Source organism: Metapseudomonas cellulosilytica (assembly GCF_049334135.1).
Classification (GTDB): domain Bacteria; phylum Pseudomonadota; class Gammaproteobacteria; order Pseudomonadales; family Pseudomonadaceae; genus Metapseudomonas.
This window is the reverse complement of sequence record NZ_JBHZGN010000019.1, coordinates 87916-107307: the sequence shown is the minus strand read 5'-3', so window position 1 is coordinate 107307 and position 19392 is coordinate 87916. Positions and strand designations below refer to the sequence as shown.

The window sequence follows — 19392 nt, the reverse complement described above, 5'->3', positions numbered from 1 at the left end:
GTCCGTGATGAAACTGAACACGATCATATCGTGCGCAGCGCTGGCCGCCTGCGCGCTCGTAAACCCGATTCACGTATTCGCTGCCGTGAGCGCCGAAGAAGCTCAGCAGCTCAAGTCCACTCTGACCCCTCTCGGTGGTGAGCGTGCCGGGAACAAAGACGGCACCATTCCGCCCTGGAGCGGCGGAGAGCTGAAAGCTCCCGCCGGCTACAAACCTGATCAGCGCCGTCCCGACCCTTTCGCCAGTGAGAAGCCGCTGTACTCCATCACTGCTCAGAACATAGAGCAGTACGCGGACAAACTCACCGACGGCCAAAAGGCGATGCTCAAGCGCTATCCCTCCTACCGCATGGATGTTTATCCGACCCATCGCACTGCGGTTGCGCCGCAATTCGTCTACGACAACACCTTCAAGAATGCCACTAACGCGAAGCTCGTAGACGGCACTGACTACCAGATCCCGTCCGGTGCTTTCGGGGGTACCCCGTTCCCGATTCCAAAGTCGGGCCTCGAAGTGATGTGGAACCATCTACTGCGCTACCAAGGGACCGCCACTCGCACGATCAATGGCCAAACTTGGATGGTGACCGCCGACGGCAAGAAAGTTATGGCGGTCCAGGGGCGCCAGGACATCAAGATGCCGTATTACGATCCTAAGGGATCGGCGGAAAACTTCGACGGCACCTACTGGCTGACCCGTGTGGTCAGCGACGGTCCGCCGATCCGCGCTGGCGAAGCCATTGTGGGCCAGGTGCATGTGGATGATACGAAGACTAGAACCTGGGTGTACCTCACTGGCCAGCGTCGCGTCCGCAAGCTTCCCAACCCCAACGGTGATACCCCGACTCCGCAATCCGCCGGCCTGATGAGCTTCGATGAAGTGAGCGTGTTTGGTGGTGGACCGGGCCTGTTCGATTGGAAGCTGGTCGGCAAGAAGGAGATCCTGATCCCGTACAACTCCTACAAGATGCTCCAACCCGACACCGCTGAAGCGCTGATGGCTGGTTCCCACTTGAATCCGGACGCTGTGCGTTGGGAGCTGCACCGGGTTTGGGTGGTTGATGCCCAGCTGAAGTCTGGCAAGCGGCACACCTCTCCGAAGAGTCGTTACTACATTGATGAAGATTCGTGGCTCGCCGTGCTGGCTGATCGCTGGGACACCAATGGTCAGCTGTGGAAGACACTTTTTGGCCTCTCGGTCACCTATCCCGAGATGGAGCTCACTGAGCACGTCACCTACGGCTTCTATGACCTGGTTACGGGCGCCTGGTACGCCGGCCCCTATGTGAACAAGTCGGCGCCTGCAATCGGGCTGCAGCCGGTCGCAGAAATGAAGAGCGAGACTTTCACCCCTGACGCCATGATCGGCGACCAACTGCGCTGAGGAATCCAGGATGTATCTGACTCTGCGGCGTGTTTCTGTAGTCGCGCTGGCCGTGTTTTCCGGTGGTCTCCTCGCAGCTCCGGCAGAGGAGCCGTCGCTGCGTGTGACCGACCCAATGATGCGGCCGGCATTGATCTCGCCGCGGGCAGCGCGTGCAACCCTTCTGGACGTAGCTCTGGCAGGTAAACGACTTGTCGCTGTAGGGGAGCGCGGTATCGTGCTCCTCTCCGACGACAACGGTGCCAACTGGCACCAAGCCCCTGTACCCGTCAGCGTGACGCTTACTGTTGTTCGTTTCGCTGATGAGGCCCGGGGTTGGGCAGCTGGTCATAACGGCGTGCTTCTTCGGACGACCGACGGTGGTGAAAGCTGGGAACGGATACTGGACGGTGGAGATGTCGTACGCCTCTACCAGCATCAAGCTGATCAGTTGGCCGCAGCGTCCGGCGAAGAGGTCGAGCGCGTGAAACGTGCTCGTCGTCAAGCAAATTTGCTGGCTTCAGATGGTCCAGATAAGCCTTGGCTCGACCTGAACATCGATGCTGCCGGCAGGCTTTGGCTGGTGGGGGCTTATGGGCTGGTATTGCGTAGTCGCGATGGGCTGGACTGGGAGGCTTGGTCCACGCATCTGGACAACCCCGGAGAACTGCATCTTTACGCAATGAGGTCACAGGGAGAGGAGATTGTCATTGCAGGGGAGCAAGGGTTGCTGTTGCGCTCGGAGGACGGTGGCGAGTCATTCAAGCGCCTGCAGTCTCCGTACAAGGGCAGTTACTTCGTGCTGGAACTCCATGAGGGGCAGATTCTTGTGGCCGGTCTACGGGGAAACGCATTCTTGTCAACGGACCATGGCGAGCACTTTAAGCCTGTCGCCCTTCCGGCACCCATCAGTGTCACTGCCAGTGTGCAGCGCAGCGACGGAGTGACCGTTCTGGCTGACCAGGCGGGTAACCTCTATCAGATGGCGCAACAGGAGCTCGTGGTGCTTGCAGCTTCGGCGGGTCCCGGCCCATCAGCCCTGGTTGAGGACGAGGGTGGGGCCCTCGTCAGCGTTGGCCGTCTTGGCCCTCAAGTTATCAGTCTGCCTACGCGTCCGTGAGTAACATCAGATGACCGCATCGTACGACAACTTCGATGTCGCGGATCCTTCCGCGCTTTTTGACACCCGCTCGGGCTCTCGTATCGAGCGCCTGCTGTTCAATAACCGGCTGGTCGTACTGACGCTTTGCTTGGTAGTGACGGTGCTCGCTGCATTGCAGCTACCTCGCCTCCATAGCAACGCCAGCTTCGAGAAGATGATCCCTAGCGGACACCCATTCATTGCCAATTACCTGGAGATGAAGAGTGACCTTCCTACGCCAAACGTACTGCGTATTGCCGTGGCGCCGGCTGACGGTGACATCTACAACGCTGACTTCCTGGACCTGATCCGGGAGATGACCAACGAGTTGGTCGCTTTCCCGGGGGTTGATCGCGCAGGCCTGAAAAGTCTGTGGACCCCCAACGCTCGTTGGCAGGGGATCACTGAAGAAGGGTTCGATGGCGGACCCTTGATTCCGGATGAGTACCAAGGCCGGCCGCAGGATCTCCAGCAGCTGCGGATCAACGTGCAACGCTCTGGCGAGATCGGTCAGATAGTCGGACTCGACGAAAAGTCGGCACTCATATCCGTTCCCTTGCTGGCGGACAATCCGGCGCAGCAGCGCAAGCTGGACTACGGCGCCCTGAACAAGTCGCTTGAGCAGCTCCGTGCTCGCTATGAAGCGAAGGGACTCAAGGTTCACATAACAGGCTTCGCTAAGGTTGTGGGTGACCTAATCGACGGCCTGTACAAGATCGCCGCGTTCTTCCTGCTGTCCATTGCCTTGGCCACTGCCATTCTTTACCTCCACACCCGCTGCGTGCGTAGCACACTGCTGGTGGTCGTATGTTCACTGGTTGCAGTGGTGTGGCAACTGGGGGCATTGCCGCTGCTCGGATTTGAGCTTAATCCGTACTCGGTACTGGTGCCGTTCCTGATCTTCGCAATCGGGATGAGCCACGGCGCGCAGAAGATGAATGGCATCATGCAGGACGTCGGCAGAGGCATGCCCAAGCTCGTCGCTGCGCGCTTCACCTTCCGTCGGCTGTTCCTCGCCGGGCTCACGGCCCTTCTTTGCGACGCGGTTGGCTTCGGCGTCCTATTTATCATTCAGATCGAGGTGATCCAGGAGTTGGCAGTGATTGCCAGCTTGGGTGTGGCGATCCTGATCTTCACCAACCTGATCTTGCTGCCCATCCTGCTGAGCTTTGTGGGAGTGAGCCAATCCTCTGCCGAGCGCAGCCTGCGGGCAGAGCGAGGTGACAGCCATGCCGTGTGGCATTGGCTGAGTCGCCTCACCGAGCGGCGTCGCGCAGCGGTCACAATCGCATTGCATCTGGTCGTTGGCGTCGCAGCATTTGCGGTCAGCCTGAACCTGAAAATTGGTGATCTGGATCCAGGTGCGCCTGAGCTGCGCCCCGACTCCCGATACAACCGCGACAATAGTTTCATCGACACCAATTACGGTGCCAGCGCCGACTCCTTCATCGTCATGGTTCGCACGCCGGAAGGTGAGTGCGCTTCCTATGACGCGTTGATGCGGGTGGATGCTTTGGAGTGGCAATTGAGGACGCTGTCATCGGTCGAGAGCACTCGATCGTTGGCAAGTCAGCAGCGGCTCCTGTTCAGTGGCTACAACGAGGGAAATCCAAAGTGGTACGACTTGCCGCGCGGACGCGACATGCTCAATACCATCACGTCCAACTCCCCGCGCGGGCTCTATAACGACGCCTGCTCGGTACTCCCGGTAACAGCATTCCTGCGCGACCATCGGGCGGACACGCTGACCTCGCTGGTCCAGACAAGCGAGGCTTTCGCAAAGGCCAACAGCAGTGACACCAGTGAGTTCCTTCTTGCCGGTGGGAATGCGGGCATCGAAGCAGCCACCAACATCGTTGTGCGGCAGGCCAACCGAGAGATGCTGTTCTGGGTCTATGGCGCGGTTATGGCCTTGTGTTTCGTGACCTTCAGGTCTTGGCGAGCAGTTCTTTGTGCAATGGTGCCACTGGTCCTGACCTCGGTACTCTGCGAGGCCCTGATGGTTGTCCTCGGCATAGGAGTCAAGGTGGCCACGTTGCCTGTGATAGCACTCGGCGTAGGGATCGGCGTTGATTACGCGCTCTACGTTATGAGCATCATGCTCCAGCGTTTACGCAACGGCGACCCGCTACCCAAAGCGTATGAAGTCTCCCTACTGCTCACCGGGCGGATGGTCATGCTCACCGCGTTCACGCTGGCTGTTGGGGTTGCGGTGTGGGTTTGGGCACCCATTAAGTTCCAGGCCGATATGGGCGTGCTTCTGGCATTCATGTTCATCGGCAACATGGTGGGAGCGCTGGTACTGATGCCCGCTCTGGCTCACTTCCTACTCAAGCCCAAGGTGAGTGCACCACTGCGCGGCGCCTCTACATCATTTGTGGCGAGTGCTCCAAAGGGACCCACCGTCGAAATGTCTTCGCTTTCGGAGGCGACTAGCTGACCTCATGAAGTAGATGGACCAGACCCTGGGCGAGCGGACCTGGTGAGCGGGGCATAGGTGGAAGGGCTGCAAGTCGGTCCAGCACCGGGGAAGTGGCGCACGTAGTGAGTTCGCGAACGTGCGCCAAGTCTCTAGCGATCTGGAACACCGGTATGACCGCCATGATCACCCCGTGCGCGTTTCGCGCCAGGCATCCGGGGACCCGCTTACCTTTCCCTGCTTCCGTCTCCTGCCCTGGTCCTTCGAGTTGGCCCCCCAAGTATTGCTGGGCTTTGCCGACGTAGCGTCCAGCCTACGCCTGCCAATCTGTGACATTGGCTGAAGCATCACTAGAACAACAATAGGGAGCAACCCGATGCAATTCCTTGCACGTTACTCGATCGGCGCGAAGCTGCTTGTAACACCAGCATTGGTCAGCTGCCTGCTGCTGCTGGTCGCAGGCACTGCTTTCCACGGTTTCCAAGCCCAGCACGAAGCGTTGGAGCGCATTTACGAAACCCGGATTCAGCGGCTGCGTGCTACTTCCGAGGGAATCAACGATTTGCGCTCTTTGAATGAAGAACTCTATCTGGTCCTTGCCGATTACCGGAAGGCTCAAGAGATAGACGACAACATTGACGACGATCTGAAAGAGCGCATCGCGTCAATTCGCACTGGACTGGCCGAGGTGGCCAAAGAATTCGAAACTGCTTCAAAGCAAGCGGGCCTCACCGAAGAAGAAGAGGCTGCGTATCAGGATGTCCTCACGTCACTGGCAGGCTATAGCGACGCATTGGCACCTGTTCTGGCCATGCTGGTAGGGCAGGGCGCGGACAGGGGGGACGACTATTTCTCCATCGTCTGGTCGTGGTTCGGCAACTTCCTCAACTCCGCGACGCGGCTGAACAGTATTCAGGATCGGCTAAGCGGCGAAGACTACGAGGCGGCCTATAGAGCCGCGAACCTGGCAACCAGGCTGCTGGGTGCCGCCGTCGCTGCCGCAATTCTGCTGTCCTTGATCAGCGCACTGGCTATTCGTTCACAGGTTGTGGGATCGATTCACCGAATTCGCGATGTCGCACTCTCCCTGCAGGCGGGCGATCTTACACACAGGGTCGAAGTGGTTGGGCGTGACGAAATTGCCCAGACCGCCAATGCCTTCAACCAGCTGGCGGATAGTTTTCAGGAGCTTGTCGGACAGGTGCTCGGTGGTGCGCGCCAGGTCGCGGCCTCCGCCCATGGACTCGCTGTAGATGTGCAGCAAGCAGAGCGTAGTGCTGCCCGCCAATCCGAAGTTACTGAGGCGGTGGCGTCGACCATGGAGCAAATGAGCGTCAGCACCTCCGCTGTAGCTGATAGCGCGGACCAGTTGCGCAAGACCTCGCTGCAGACCCTCCAAGGTGCTCAGGAAGGGGGGCTCGCTATTCAGCGAATGCGTGGCGAAGCCGACCGTGTGCAGATTGCCTTCACCGAGATCCGTGCTTCGGTGGAGGACTTTCTTCAACGCACCGCCGCAATCGCTGACCTCACCCACCAGGTCAAGGATATAGCTGCGCAAACCAACCTACTGGCTCTTAACGCAGCAATAGAGGCTGCACGGGCGGGTGAACTAGGGCGAGGTTTTGCCGTGGTTGCGGACGAGGTGCGAAGACTCGCTGAGCACTCGGCCAACGCCGCTGTGAACATCGAGGAAGTTGCAGGCGTACTCGGTGCACGGTCGGAAACCGTTGGACTGTCCCTGGAATCTGGCCATCAATCGCTCGTCTCGACGCTCGATTACTTCGGCACCTTGCAATTGGTCGTGAGCACTGCGAGCGAGGCCGTTGCGACAACCAACCGGGAGATTGATGGCATTGCTGACGCTGCGAAAGAGCAAAGCCGTGGAAGCACCGATATCGCAACCAACGTAGAGGAGATCGCCCGGATGTGCGAACAGAACGCGCACGTCGTGGTGCAGGCTGCGGGCGCGGCAGCACGTCTGGAGCAGTTGGCCGGGAACCTGGAAGCGTCCGTGTCACGCTTTCGCGTTTAAGGGTGCATGAGTTACATCAGACAGGAGAAATGCATGTTCAAAAACAATATCGTCGCCATTACAGGGGCGGGTTCCGGTATCGGTCGAGCATTGGCCCTGGAGTTTGCCGACCACGGTGCGCTGCTGGCGTTGTCCGACATCAATGCCGCTGCTCTGGACGAGACAATGGCAATGCTGCCGGCCAGTACCGAAGCTCGAGCCTACAAGGTCGATGTTTCTTCTCGTGAAGCGGTATGTCAGTTTGCCAATGACGTCCAACGAGACTTTGGCACTGTGCATGTGATCATCAACAATGCTGGCACTTCGGTGATCGCTTCCGTCGAGCACCTGACATTCGACGAGATCGAGAAGGTACTCAACATCAATCTCTGGGGCGTGATTCATGGCACGAAGGCCTTCCTGCCTATCATGCTTGCGCAGAAGACGGGCTGCATCGTGAACATCTCCAGCGTGTTTGGCCTCGTCGCGACTCCATGCCAGGCTGCCTATACGATGTCGAAGTTTGCCGTGCGCGGCCTGACCGAAACCTTATGGCAGGAACTGGACGGAACCGGTGTTCGTGCGGTGCTGGTACATCCGGGTGGCATCAATACCAACATCAGCAAGAACTCGCCGCTGGCCGGTTTGGAGAACGATCACGATCGAAAAGTTGGTGCTGCGATGCTGGGACAGATGGTCACCACTCCGGAAGCCTGTGCCAAGGAAATACTCAAGGGGCTCCTGAGTGGCGAGAAGCGCCTGCTCGTTGGTAATGGCGCTCGTGCTCTGCATCGGATTTCCCGCTTGTTCCCAGACGGATACGGGACGCTGGTTCGACGCAAACTGGGTATTTGATCTAGCTGCTGCATCCCTAAGTCCGTCATGCCCAATTATCGAGCGGTAGGGCGGACTGCCGGCATTGGCTCCGGCAGTCACGAATACGTGTTCAGGAATGACATTCAGATCAGGCTGAATGGACGGGTCCGCGCCTGATGTCAGCCTCATCCTCTGCAGATTTTCTGCAGACCGGCCATTCGATTCATTGAGTCATCGCTACGATCCGGCGCGTCCGCAGCATCTAGGGCCAATGATGCAACAGCCCGCGCAGGCAGCTGTCGACCATCAAGGATGTATCGCGGTGTGGGTCCAGTAGGTCCGGGTCGCGAAGCCAATCACTGAAAAGGCCAATGATCAGTACGTGTAAGGCGCGGGCAGCCAGCCTGGGGGTGATGCCAGGTCGCAGTCGGGCAAGGGCTGCTGGCTGGAGGAACTGTCGCTCACAGAGGGCAATAAACTGATTGATGAAGGCCTCGTGGCGCACTTCGACTTCTCGCATTTCGTCTGTGAATTCGCAGCGCCGAAGAAGAATGGTGAATATCCGGCGGCGCTGCGCGTCCTCGGCCAGTTGAACCATGGCCTCGACGCACAGATCGCGAAGTAGTTTCAGAGGACCGACTCCCGCAGCAGCGTCTAACTGTCCCGCAAGTGGCTCTAGCGGTAGCCTTACCTGATTGAGCATTTCATTGAACAAGTGCGCCTTGTTGTGGAAATGCCAGTAGATGGCTCCACGAGTCACGCCGGCTTGGCGGGCTATCTGTTCCAGGGTGGTGTGCGCGACGCCTTGGGCGAAGAACTGCTGTTCGGCGGCGGTGAGTATGCTGCACCGGGTTCTCTCTGCGTTCTCTTTGGTTCGTCGCATATTGGGTAAGGCATGGGCCTGCTCTGGTCCCCCTCTTCTCCGCGAGGGATAATTGGGGCTTCTATTGGCGAAAGGCAGGTAGTTCACCGCACTGGTTGCGACAAGGCGACACACATCTGCTCTTGGTAGTAACTGCGGTCACCGTCCATGGTGACCGCAAGTAGCACAACTCAAGTGGCTGTCTTCTTAGGCACAGCTGTAGGTCACCAAGGGATAGCAACCTAGCCCTCGCGACGCACAGTCACGGTTGTGACGAGGCCTCAGCGGCTCTACGAAATGACCTCGAACAGTCCTGCTGCGCCCATCCCGCCACCGATGCACATCGTTACAACGACATAACGTACCCCGCGACGGCGACCCTCTATGAGAGCATGGCCTACCTGGCGGGAGCCGGTGACACCGTACGGATGGCCGACGGCAATGGCGCCTCCATTCACGTTCAGGCGATCATCCGGGATGCCTAGACGATCACGGCAGTAAAGAACCTGCACGGCGAAGGCTTCATTGAGTTCCCAAAGTCCAATGTCCTCCACTTTGAGGCCTGCTTTGGCCAGCAGTTTAGGTACAGCGAAAACCGGCCCAATGCCCATTTCATCTGGTTTGCATCCGGCTACTTGGAACCCCCTGAAAATGCCCAAGGGCGCCAGGCCGCGACGTTCTGCCTGCTGTGCGTTCATCACCACACAAGCTGATGCGCCGTCGGAGAGCTGGCTGGCGTTGCCAGCCGACACCACGCCTCCCGGCAGGGCGGGGCGAATTTTGGCCAGGCCGGACAGAGTGGAGTCGCCGCGAATACCTTCGTCGGTTGCCACGGTAACGGCCTGCGTGGAGATGCTTCCGTCGTGCTGCACCACCGCCATGGTGGTATCCATCGGCACGATCTCTGCAGCGAAACGTCCTTCGGCTTGTGCCGCCGCGGCCAGCAGTTGGCTACGTAGGCCGTACTCGTCCTGACATTCGCGTGAGATTCCGTAGCGCTTGGCGACCACCTCTGCGGTTTCCAGCATTCCCCAGTAGATCTCCGGGCGATGCTCCTCGATCCATGGTTCCTTGACGTTGAAGTTATTGGCCTGCGACTGCACAAGGGTGATCGACTCGATCCCACCGGCCACATAGATGTCGCCTTCTCCAGCGATCACACGCTGAGCTGCCAGCGCAATGGACTGCAGGCCGGTTGAGCAGAAGCGGTTGACGGTTAGGCCGCTGGTAGTGACCGGGCAGCCGGCTCGCAGGGCTACGACCCTGGCCATGTTCACCCCGGCAGCACCTTCCAAGAATGCGCTACCGAGAATTACATCTTCCACCTCGGCAGCTTGGATCCCCGCCCGGTTGATGGCATGTGCAACAACGTGGCCGCCGAGGGTCACCGGATGGGTCAGGTTGAATCCGCCTTTGAATGACTTGGCCAGGCCAGTACGAGCGGTGGAGACGATGACGGCGTCAGTCATGAAAGCTCCGAATGGTTGAAGGTGGCGAAGGACTGGCCTTGTCCAGCCAGGCGGCAAAGCAATCCGGCGGGGCGCCAGAAATCTGCACAGCGTTGGTAGGCTGGACCGTCCGAGAAGCGCTGCATCGTGGCCAATACATCGCCGAGACCTCGTTGGTCCGCTTCGAACATCGGACCACCGCGCCAACGAGGGAATCCATATCCCGCCGTATAGACGACATCGACATCGGAGGCGCGCTGAGCGATGCCTTCTTCCAGGATCTTGGCGCCCTCATTCACTAGGGCCAGCAGAAGGCGATCTACGATTTCCTCATCACTGATTGCGCGACGCTTCAAACCGAGTCTCTCCGATTCGGCCACGACAGCTGCAATGACTTCTTCACTCGGAACAGGTGCCCGCTGTCCCGGCACGTAGTCATACCAGCCACGACCAACCTTCTGCCCGGAGCGCCCGATTGCCACGATGGTGTCGAAGCTTCGCGAGTAGACAAGGTCAGGTTGCTCAGCCAGTCGCTGTTCCCGAATTTTTGCGCCGAGATCGTTGCCCGCCATATCGCTGACACGGAAGGGCCCCATTGCCATGCCCCATTTTTCGATGGCTCGATCGATCTGGTGGGGGAGAGCACCCTCGTCGAGCAGCAGACCTGCCTGCATCAGGTAGGGCTGCAGCATGCGATTTCCGATAAAGCCTTCACATACTCCCGACACCACAGCAGTCTTTCCAATGCGTCGCGCGAGATTCATTGCGGTTGCCAGAACCGCCGGCGAAGTACGTTCACCACGTACGACCTCCAGCAACTTCATCACGTGGGCCGGACTGAAGAAGTGCAGCCCGATCACGTCTTCGGGGCGGTTGGTGAAAGCTGCGATACGGTTGACATCGAGCATGGAAGTATTGGTCGCGAGGAGCGCACCCGGGCGAGCCGCTGCGTCGAGTTGCTCGAAAACCTGACGCTTGATGTCCAGGTCTTCGAACACGGCCTCGATTACAAGGTCGGCTTCTTTGACTGCCTCGTAGTCAAGCGCCCCATTGATCAAGGCAACGCGTTGCTCGAACTGCTGCTCCGATAGTCGCCCCTTCTTTAGGGCTCCCAAATAGGTATCCCGCACGCTGGCCAGGCCACGGTCAAGTGCCGGTTGTTCGCGCTCGATCATCGTGACCGGTAGGCCCGCGTTGGCCAGGCTCATCGCGATTCCAGACCCCATGGTTCCGCCGCCAATTACCACAGTGCGTTCAACCGGGCGCGGCTTAGCTTCAGTTGGGAGTCCGGCAACTTCTGATGCTTTCCTTTCGGCCAGGAATGCATGGCGTAGACCCGCGAACTCTGGGGTGCCACGAAGCCTCCAAAAGGTATCGAACTCTCGATCTAGCCCTTCCTGAAACGGCAAGGTAACCGAGTATTCGACGCAGTCTACGCAAGCCACGGGTGCAGGAAGGCCACGGGACTGTGCTTTCGCCGTTGCTCGCGCGTATGCGAAGAAGGCCTGCGCATTGGGCAGTTTGGGCGTCAGTTCGCCCGCTCGTTTGAGACTCCTACCCCGGGCTACCTCTGCGGCGAGTTCGCGAGCCAGTTGAACAGCGGAATCCAGAGGTGCCGCATCGGTCAGACGATCGAACAAGCCGCTCTCACTCAACGACTGGGCTGAACAGGTCCGGCCCTGAAGAACGAGATTCAAGGCGAGCTCTGGACCTACCAGCCTCGGAAGACGCTGGGTACCTCCGGCTCCGGGTACCAAGCCCAAGTGCACTTCTGGAAGACCAACTTGGGTTTTGGATTGGGCCACCCGGGCGTGGCATGCCAGGGCCAGCTCGAGTCCCCCGCCGAGCGCGTTGCCATGCAGTGCTGCAACCACCGGCTTGGGGCTTCGCTCGATAAGCGAGAACAGGGCCATCAGAGTGGGGGCCTGCGAGAGGGCAGGGAGATCGAACTCGGTGATGTCGCCGCCGCCGCAGAAACCACGACCAGCGCCGGTGAGCACAACGGCGTTTGCTTCAGGATCATTCAATGCTGAGTGCACCGCATCTGCGAGTCGGAGACGCAATGCTAGTGCCAAGGCGTTTACGGGGGGGTTATCCAGAACAATCACCGCCACGCCGTCTTTCAGTTGATAGTGGGACACGGCTGCCTCGCTTAAAGAGCGCTAACTAATTCGGAAGCCGCGGAGCTCCGAATGTTGACGTTGCAATCAATGACACGCCTAACAGATTCCAATGCCTTCATAAGTTGGGCCTGCACCTTCTCCTCCACCCGCATCTGCGGCGAATGGGCTGGTTGAACATCGGGCGCAGTGTAGAAATGGTGTTTGTGGAACGCTACGACGGTGATGGCAGCCCCCTCTTCGTGGGTGGTCTTTACCCCCCTATGTGCGGGTCCTCCAGGGTGGTGTCGACTCATAGACTTGATCGACCACTACTACATCTGAGGAAGTACACATGAATCCTTACATCGCGCCTTTGGAGGAAATGCGCTTCGTATTGCGCGAGCTCGCAGATATCGAAAGCGTTTCCCGACTGACTGATGCTGAGGCGCTGGCAGACCCCGAGCTTGTGGATGCGATCCTGGAAGAGGGGGCGCGTTTCGCTAAGGAAGTCTTGGCGCCCCTCGATTCGGTGGGGGATCGGGAAGGTGCGCGCTGGAGTGAAGAGGGTGTCACCACTGCGCCAGGCTTTTCTGCGGCCTACGCAAAGTTCATCGAGTCTGGCTGGAACAATGTTTCCATTCCGGCCGAGTATGGTGGCCAAGGGCTCCCGAACCTTCTCTGCACAGCCTTGCAAGAGATGTTCGTCTCCGCGAACAAGGCGTTCTGTTTCTGCCCGGAGCTGACGTCCTTTGCGGTCAAGGCTCTGGCTAACGCGGCCAGCGAGCCGCTGAAGTCCTTCTACATTCCAAAGCTGGTAAGCGGGGAATGGACTGCGACCATGAATCTTACTGAGCCTCAAGCCGGCTCGGACGTTGGGGCGCTGCGAACCCGGGCCGTACTGCAAGCCGACGGTAGCTATCGTTTGTTCGGTCAGAAGATCTTTATCAGCTACGGTGAACACGACCTCACTGACAACATCGTCCATCTCGTGTTAGCCAGGATCCCCGGCGCGCCTGAAGGCTCCAAAGGCGTTTCACTGTTCTTGGTTCCGAAGTTTCTTCCGGAGGAGGGACGCCCCGGCCAGCGCAACGACGTCCAGTGCACCGGCGTTGAGCACAAGCTTGGAAATCACGCCAGCCCGACTTGCACGTTGGTGTATGGCGGCAGCGGTGAAGGTGCGGTCGGTTGGCTGGTGGGTGAGGAGAACAAGGGGCTCCAGGCCATGTTCGTCATGGTGAATTCTGCCCGCTTCAATGTGGGGTTGGAGGGGGTTGCCCTCAGCGAGCGTGCCTACCAACAGGCTCTTGCGTATGCCCGTGAGCGGGTTCAGGGGAGGGCGGTTGGTGGCGGGGCGGTCTCGGTACCCATCATTCAGCATCCGGACGTGCGCCGCATGCTTTTGGTCATGCGTAGCCAGGCGGAGGCAATGCGCGCTGTCGCCTATGTGCTCGCGGCTGAGCGGGATCTTGCTGCACGTCACGATGATCCTGTAATTCGCCGTGAGCGACAGGCGTTTGTGGATCTGATGATTCCTATCTTCAAGGGCTGGGCATCGGAGACAGGGATTGATGTGACTTCCACTTCCATCCAAGTTCATGGCGGTTTGGGGTACATCGAGGAAAGCGGTGTTTCGCAACCGCTCCGGGATGTCCGTGTGTCTGCAATCTATGAAGGCACCACCTCGATCCAGGCTCATGACCTCGTGGAGCGCAAGTTGGTCCGCGATGGCGGCGCGGCGCTGCGGGCGTGGCTGTCGCAAGTTCATCTTACCCTGAACATTCTCGGCCAAGCCGGAGGGGAGGATCTCGCCTCCATCGAGTTCAACCTAAGTAGCGCCGTGGAGTCTCTTCAGGCTGCTGCTGAGTGGGCATTGGCGAACTATCGCGAACGGCCGCTAGAAGTCCTGGCCGGTTCGGTGCCGTTGCTGCGTCTGTGTGGCATCGTTGCCGGCGGATGGCAGATGGCGCGAGCCGCGCTTGCTGCCAAGCGCCTCCATGGAGACCCGGCATTCCTTCGTCGGAAGCTGCTCAGTGCACGCTTTTACGCTACTCACGTTCTGCCTCAAGCGGAGGGGCTTGCCGTCATTGCGATGCATGGTGGCGAGTCGGTGATGGCATTGGATGAAGCGGCATTCTGACCCTCCCCCCTCCAATACCCCCCCTTTTTCCAACTCTTAGCTGGGGGGGTGCGCAGATAGCCAAGCTCGTATTGTCGTTACACGCGAATCGACTACGGGCGTGTGCAGCGTACCGTTAGCCGAGTGGAGGATCTCCACCGCTCGGCACTCGCACCACTAATAATAAAAAGGAGACACGTATGAACTCGTGCCACTCAGTTCCGTTGCCCGAAGTTGGTTTGTCGGGATTCGACACTGGCCTGAGCGAAGAGGAACAGAGCGTCCAGGACGCGATGCACCGGTTCGCCCGCGATGTGATGCGCCCCCTGGGTCGAGAAATCGACCGTCTACCCGCTGAGCAGGCTTATCAACCTGGCTCGCCCTTCTGGCAATACCATGCTGAATTTCAGAAACTCGGATTCTCTCCCGAGGCAATGAGTGGCCTTGAGCCCTCGCAGGCCGCTCGGTTGGAGGGCATCGTTGTCGAGGAGATGGCATGGGGGGATGCCGGCCTCACCGTCTCCAGCGGCGCCGGTGCCATGCCTATGACCATGGCTCGCGCAAGCGGCCAGCAGGAGCTGATCGACCTGTGCGAAGGTAAGCTCGGCTGCTGGTGCGCTACTCAGCCTGATCGTGGCTCGGATGGGCTGATTCTCTACCCTGAAGAGCGCCATCCTGGATCGCGAGGCAACAAAGGTAATCTCCAGGCCGTCTTCAAAGGTGACGAGATCATCTTCAACGGCCAGACCTCTGCCTGGGTCTCGAATGGTGCCGTTGCCGAGGTTGCCTTGATGGACATCGTGGCCGACTACGGTGATGGTTTCTTTGACGAGCAAGGCAACACCTTCGGCTGCAATGTCATCGTTCCGCTGGATCTGAAAGGTGTGTCTCGAGGGAAGCCCCTGGAGAAGCTCGGGAAGCGCTCGTTGCCGCAAGGTGAGATTTACTTTGACAACGTTCGTGTCCCTCGGCGTTTCGCTGTCGCCACTCGCGATGACTATGAGCTGAAGCATGCTTACGCCTGGGCTCAGGCTGGTACGGCCATGAGCCATATCGCGGCGGGCCTGGCGCGTGCTGCCTTCGAGCTGGCTCTGGTCTACGTGCATGAACGCAAGCAAGGCGGGGCCCTGCTCGCCACCCACCAGCTCACCCAGTACCGGCTCGGCGGCCTCGGCATGAAGGTGGAAGCCATCCGTGCCATGGCGCGTCATGTCGCGCACTACACCAAGTGCTCGCCTCGGCCACACCCCTACTTCACTGCATCGGGCAAAGCATTCTGCTGCAACGAATTGATGGACGTGGTGAATGAGTCTTTGCAGCTCTTTGGTGGAGCCGGCCTGACCCACGAGTTCCCCATCGAGAAGCTGATGCGCGACGCCCGTGCGATGCAGATCGAGGACGGTGAAAACAACATTCTGCAGATGCACTACGGCCACTTGCTGAGCCGCTTGCACCTGCAGGAGGGCTGGGGTCGCGGCTGAGTCGCGACTGCCCTTAATTCCCTTGCTTGGATGAGGACACTTTCTTGAGAACCGACTTTCCCGTCGTCATTTATGGCGCGAGTGGCTACACCGGTCGCCTGGTAGCCGAACATTTGCGTGAATTGGGCATGCCGTTCGTGGCCGCAGGCCGAAACCGTGAGCGCATCGAGGAGTCGCTGCGACTGGTACCTGGTATCGAGAGCGCGCGTTATGAGATCGTTGAGGTCGAGCACACCGTTGAAGATCTCGTCAAACTCTTCACTGGCCGCAAGGTGGTTTGCAACACCGTAGGCCCATTCATGCGCTACAACCTGGAGGTCGCAGAGGCTTGCCTGCGCACCGGTGTCCACTACCTCGACACTACCGGTGAGCAATCTGCCATTCTGCAGCTCGACGAGCATTTTGGACGCGAGTTCGCCAAGGCCGGTCTGGTGATGGTGCCTTCGACGGCCTACATGTATGGGCTGAGTGAGATCGGCGCTCGCTACTGCCTGGAGAATCCCGGTGTCGACTCGCTGCGGATGCACGGCATCGGTAACGCTGTACCCACCGTCGCGTCGGCGCAGACCATCCTCGATGCTGTTCGCCATCCCTGCTACTACCTGAAGGATCGTGAGCTGGTTCGGTACCCGGGTATCGAGAACGGCAAGATCAGTACTCCTTCGGGTGAGGTGCTGGTTACCTCCAACTGGGGAGGCTCTTCAAACCCGATCTGGTTCCGCAACGACGGTCGTGTTCGCAACTGCAAAATGGACGTGGCGATCTGGAACCAGGAGCTCTACAAGAAGGAGCTCGAGCTGGAGCGCGCCTATAAGGTTCAGCTGCAGTGGCTTCCGGAGGGCCAACTACGCGGGGTGCTCGACCGCATGGCCACCGGTATCACCCCGGCCACACCGCCACGTGAGGCGCGCCAGGTCCATCGCTCTATCGACATATGCTTCGCGACCGGCAACAACGTGGCCGTCAAGAGCACCATCTTCAGCACCGGCGGTTACCTCACGACTGGCCTGCTCCAAGCGTACGCCGCCACCCGTCTGGCAGTAGAAACGCCGCGCGTGACTGGCTTGCGCTCTCCGAGCGAAGTGTTCGGCCACCGCGAGCTGATGGGTGCGCTGCAAAGCTTCGGCTATGTCTCGATCAAGGTCGAGCAGGTTGCTTAAACCTGCTCCGCTCTTCCAACAACATCTTTGAGGATGTGTTCGTGAGCTTCTCCACTTTCTCGTTGAAACAGGATGGCGCTGTCCTTCGCGTAACCCTGTCCAATCCGCCGGTCAACCTGATGAATCTTCAGATGACCGAAGAGCTATTCCAGCTGAGTGGCCGCCTGTTCGTTGATCAGGAGATCAAGGTCGTCATTATCGACAGTGCGGATCCCGACTTCTTCATTGCCCACTTCGATGTGGAAGATCTGGTCAAGTCGGCCTCCGACCCGTCCAAGGCAAGCAAGTACCCGGATATCAATGCACTGCAGTCGCTGGCCCTTTCCTGGCAAGCGCTGCCCCAAGTGACGATCGCGAAGGTTGCTGGCCGGTGCCGGGGCGCTGGTCTGGAGTTCATCCTGGGGCTGTCCATGCGATTCGCCCGTGAGGACACCAAGTTCTGCGCGCCTGAAGCGAGTGGGGGCTTCCTGGCATGTGGTGGCGGCACCACTCGCGTTGCGCTGGCCGCAGGGCCTGCGCGTGCGCTCGAGTTCCTGCTCAGTGCGCGCGATTTCAGCGGTGTGGAAGCTGAGCGCTACGGGCTGATCAATCGTTCCCTGCCGGCCAGCGAACTGGATGCCTACGTGGATGACCTTGCACAACGCATTGCCAATCGCTCCGTCGAGGTAGTGGCCATGCATCGTGATGTGTTCAAACAAGCGTACTCGCCGATGGTGGAGCCCCTGTTCGCGGCCTTTGCAGCCGAGAACGAAGGCCTGCGCAAGGCTATGGCTGGCAAGGAGTTTGCCGAGGGTATCGAGGCCATTCTGGCTCTCAAGCAGGAGCGTGATTACGAGCTGGATTTGCCCGCCACGATCGCGCGCTTCCCGCGTTCCCAACAATAACCCAACCGTGAACCCACCTCTTCCCTATGGCTATTTTTGACTTCTTCGACCGCGGTTGCAGCCTAAATGGCCAGGCGACTGCATTTGTGATGGACGGCCAGCGTTGGAGCTTCGATGAGGCTCAAGGTATTACCTATCGGGTAGCCAATGCCCTGGCCAGTCTGGGCCTTCCGAAAGAAACGAAGGCTGCCGTGCTCTCGGCCAACCATCCGGTGTCCTGGATGTGCGTCCTCGGCCTGTGGCGTGCGGGGTTTGCCTGGGTGCCAGTCAACCCGCGCAGTAGCGTGCAGGAGCAACAGCAGCTGTTGGATGGCTTTGACGTCGAGGTTCTGTTCTTCCAGCAGGACTTTGCCCCAGTAGTCGCGCAACTGCGCGAACACTGCCCGACGCTGCGGCGTCTTGTGTGCATTGACGGCAGTGAGCCGGGTCGCGAATCGTTGCCTGCCTGGATCGCTGCCCAGCCCAAGACTCCGCCGATGGTTGCATGCGATCCGGATGATCTGGCAGCAATTATGCCAACCGGTGGTACTACTGGGCTGCCCAAGGGCGTGATGCTGACGCATCGCAACCTGAGCGTCTCAGTGGCCAATGCCATCATCAACAACCACTACGATCCCCAGGCGTCTATCGTCAACCTGGCGGCGGCGCCGATGACCCACTCTGCAGGTTTCCTTTCGCTCCCGGCCAGCGCGAGGGGGGGCACGGTCGTTGTGCTGACCAAGCCTGATCCTGCGGCACTGCTCGATACCATCGAGCAGCATCGAGTGACTGAATTCTTCCTGCCGCCGACGGTGATCTACCGCTTGCTGGAAATGCCCAACATCCGCCAGCGCGATTTTTCCTCTCTGCGGTACTTCATGTACGGCGCGGCGCCTATGTCGATCGAGAAACTCAAGCAGGCGCTGACTGCGTTCGGTCCAGTGATGCTCCAGGGCTATGGACAATCCGAGGCGCCTGGTGGGATTGCAGCGATGCGTCCAGGCGATCATTTCGTTGATGGAAACGTCGCCTCGGATGAGCGCCTCTCAGCCTGCGGCCGGCCGTCGGTTCTGAACGCGCTGGCGATCATGGACGATGAAGGTCGTGCTTTGCCGCAGGGGCATAGCGGTGAGATTTGCGTCCGCGGTGACATCGTCATGAAGGGGTACTACAAGCAGCCCGACAAGACGGCCGATACCATCGTCGACGGTTGGCTCCACACAGGTGATGTCGGCCACCTCGACGCAGAGGGCTTTCTGCATATCACTGATCGCAAGCGCGACATGATCATCAGTGGTGGTTTCAACGTCTATCCCAGCGAAGTGGAGCAGGTGCTTTGGACTCACCCAGCCGTGTTGGATTGCGCGGTAATTGGGGTGCCAGACGATAACTGGGGGGAGGCGGTCAAGGCAGTAATCGAGCTCAAGGCGGAGGCTCAGGCCAGTGCCGAAGAACTGATCGCCTTGTGCAAGGAGAGGCTGGGGCCAGTCAAGGCTCCCAAGAGTGTCGACTTCGTCGCCTCGTTGCCCCGTAGTCCTGTTGGAAAGGTGCTCAAGAAAGAGCTGCGTGAAACGTATTGGCGTGACGTGGCGCGTCGTATCTGAGCGGAG

Annotated in this window: 13 protein-coding genes; 10 read left to right on the top strand and 3 right to left on the bottom strand. The window is 59.4% G+C overall.

Features of this window, described 5'->3' with window-relative positions; translation table 11 throughout:
• Window positions 1-7: 7 nt before the first annotated feature.
• The 5 genes from ACFW0H_RS21915 to ACFW0H_RS21895 all read left to right on the top strand — a co-directional run bounded on the left by ACFW0H_RS21915 (window position 8) and on the right by ACFW0H_RS21895 (window position 7789).
• On the top strand, window positions 8-1384 hold the full coding sequence (locus ACFW0H_RS21915) for a DUF1329 domain-containing protein (RefSeq protein WP_422915957.1): 1377 nt from the start codon (window positions 8-10) through the stop codon (window positions 1382-1384).
• Between the two features lie 10 nt (window positions 1385-1394).
• Window positions 1395-2483, top strand: a complete 1089-nt coding sequence (locus ACFW0H_RS21910; protein WP_422915956.1) for a WD40/YVTN/BNR-like repeat-containing protein — start codon at window positions 1395-1397, stop codon at window positions 2481-2483.
• A 10-nt stretch (window positions 2484-2493) separates the two neighbouring features.
• Entirely contained in the window at window positions 2494-4944 is a 2451-nt protein-coding gene (locus ACFW0H_RS21905; protein WP_422915955.1) for an efflux RND transporter permease subunit, read from the top strand.
• Window positions 4945-5299: 355 nt separating this feature from the next.
• Window positions 5300-6955, top strand: coding sequence for a methyl-accepting chemotaxis protein (locus ACFW0H_RS21900; protein ID WP_422915954.1), 1656 nt, complete (start codon window positions 5300-5302; stop codon window positions 6953-6955).
• 33 nt (window positions 6956-6988) lie between these two features.
• Window positions 6989-7789 carry an SDR family NAD(P)-dependent oxidoreductase gene (locus ACFW0H_RS21895; protein WP_422915953.1) on the top strand — a complete coding sequence of 267 codons (801 nt, stop codon included), beginning with the start codon at window positions 6989-6991 and terminating at the stop codon, window positions 7787-7789.
• A gap of 223 nt (window positions 7790-8012) precedes the next feature.
• Here ACFW0H_RS21895 and ACFW0H_RS21890 read toward each other — a convergent pair whose 3' ends face one another.
• The 3 genes from ACFW0H_RS21890 to ACFW0H_RS21880 all read right to left on the bottom strand — a co-directional run bounded on the left by ACFW0H_RS21890 (window position 8013) and on the right by ACFW0H_RS21880 (window position 12201).
• Complete coding sequence (locus ACFW0H_RS21890) at window positions 8013-8633, bottom strand: TetR family transcriptional regulator (RefSeq protein ID WP_422915952.1); 621 nt, start codon at window positions 8631-8633, stop codon at window positions 8013-8015.
• 269 nt (window positions 8634-8902) lie between these two features.
• Window positions 8903-10081 (bottom strand): acetyl-CoA C-acyltransferase, encoded by a 1179-nt coding sequence (locus ACFW0H_RS21885; RefSeq protein ID WP_422915951.1) that lies wholly within the window; start codon window positions 10079-10081, stop codon window positions 8903-8905.
• Window positions 10078-12201 (bottom strand): 3-hydroxyacyl-CoA dehydrogenase NAD-binding domain-containing protein, encoded by a 2124-nt coding sequence (locus ACFW0H_RS21880; protein ID WP_422915950.1) that lies wholly within the window; start codon window positions 12199-12201, stop codon window positions 10078-10080. Before ACFW0H_RS21880 ends, ACFW0H_RS21885 begins: the two co-directional genes overlap by 4 nt.
• 313 nt (window positions 12202-12514) lie before the next feature.
• Between ACFW0H_RS21880 and ACFW0H_RS21875 the strand changes: the two genes are divergently transcribed.
• From ACFW0H_RS21875 to ACFW0H_RS21855, 5 genes are all read left to right on the top strand, one after another.
• Window positions 12515-14299 (top strand): acyl-CoA dehydrogenase, encoded by a 1785-nt coding sequence (locus ACFW0H_RS21875; protein ID WP_422915949.1) that lies wholly within the window; start codon window positions 12515-12517, stop codon window positions 14297-14299.
• 179 nt (window positions 14300-14478) lie between these two features.
• Entirely contained in the window at window positions 14479-15759 is a 1281-nt protein-coding gene (locus ACFW0H_RS21870) for an acyl-CoA dehydrogenase family protein (protein ID WP_422915948.1), read from the top strand.
• Between the two features lie 44 nt (window positions 15760-15803).
• A complete protein-coding gene (locus tag ACFW0H_RS21865; RefSeq protein ID WP_422915947.1) occupies window positions 15804-16919 on the top strand; it encodes a saccharopine dehydrogenase family protein in 1116 nt (371 codons plus the stop codon).
• Between the two features lie 41 nt (window positions 16920-16960).
• On the top strand, window positions 16961-17803 hold the full coding sequence (locus ACFW0H_RS21860) for an enoyl-CoA hydratase/isomerase family protein (protein WP_422915946.1): 843 nt from the start codon (window positions 16961-16963) through the stop codon (window positions 17801-17803).
• A 26-nt stretch (window positions 17804-17829) separates the two neighbouring features.
• Window positions 17830-19386: an AMP-binding protein gene (locus ACFW0H_RS21855; protein ID WP_422915945.1), complete on the top strand. Its 1557-nt coding sequence runs from the start codon at window positions 17830-17832 to the stop codon at window positions 19384-19386.
• The last annotated feature ends 6 nt before the right edge of the window (window positions 19387-19392 follow it).

Excerpts from the sequence above, each read along its gene's own strand:
- ACFW0H_RS21870 (WP_422915948.1), top strand. The coding sequence starts at position 14,479 with ATGAACTCGTGCCACTCAGTTCCGTTGCCCGAAGTTGGTTTGTCGGGA.
- ACFW0H_RS21905 (WP_422915955.1), top strand. The coding sequence starts at position 2,494 with ATGACCGCATCGTACGACAACTTCGATGTCGCGGATCCTTCCGCGCTT.
- ACFW0H_RS21915 (WP_422915957.1), top strand. The coding sequence starts at position 8 with ATGAAACTGAACACGATCATATCGTGCGCAGCGCTGGCCGCCTGCGCG.
- ACFW0H_RS21895 (WP_422915953.1), top strand. The coding sequence starts at position 6,989 with ATGTTCAAAAACAATATCGTCGCCATTACAGGGGCGGGTTCCGGTATC.
- ACFW0H_RS21910 (WP_422915956.1), top strand. The coding sequence starts at position 1,395 with ATGTATCTGACTCTGCGGCGTGTTTCTGTAGTCGCGCTGGCCGTGTTT.
- ACFW0H_RS21890 (WP_422915952.1), bottom strand. The coding sequence starts at position 8,633 with ATGCGACGAACCAAAGAGAACGCAGAGAGAACCCGGTGCAGCATACTC.
- ACFW0H_RS21855 (WP_422915945.1), top strand. The coding sequence starts at position 17,830 with ATGGCTATTTTTGACTTCTTCGACCGCGGTTGCAGCCTAAATGGCCAG.
- ACFW0H_RS21900 (WP_422915954.1), top strand. The coding sequence starts at position 5,300 with ATGCAATTCCTTGCACGTTACTCGATCGGCGCGAAGCTGCTTGTAACA.
- ACFW0H_RS21885 (WP_422915951.1), bottom strand. The coding sequence starts at position 10,081 with ATGACTGACGCCGTCATCGTCTCCACCGCTCGTACTGGCCTGGCCAAG.
- ACFW0H_RS21875 (WP_422915949.1), top strand. The coding sequence starts at position 12,515 with ATGAATCCTTACATCGCGCCTTTGGAGGAAATGCGCTTCGTATTGCGC.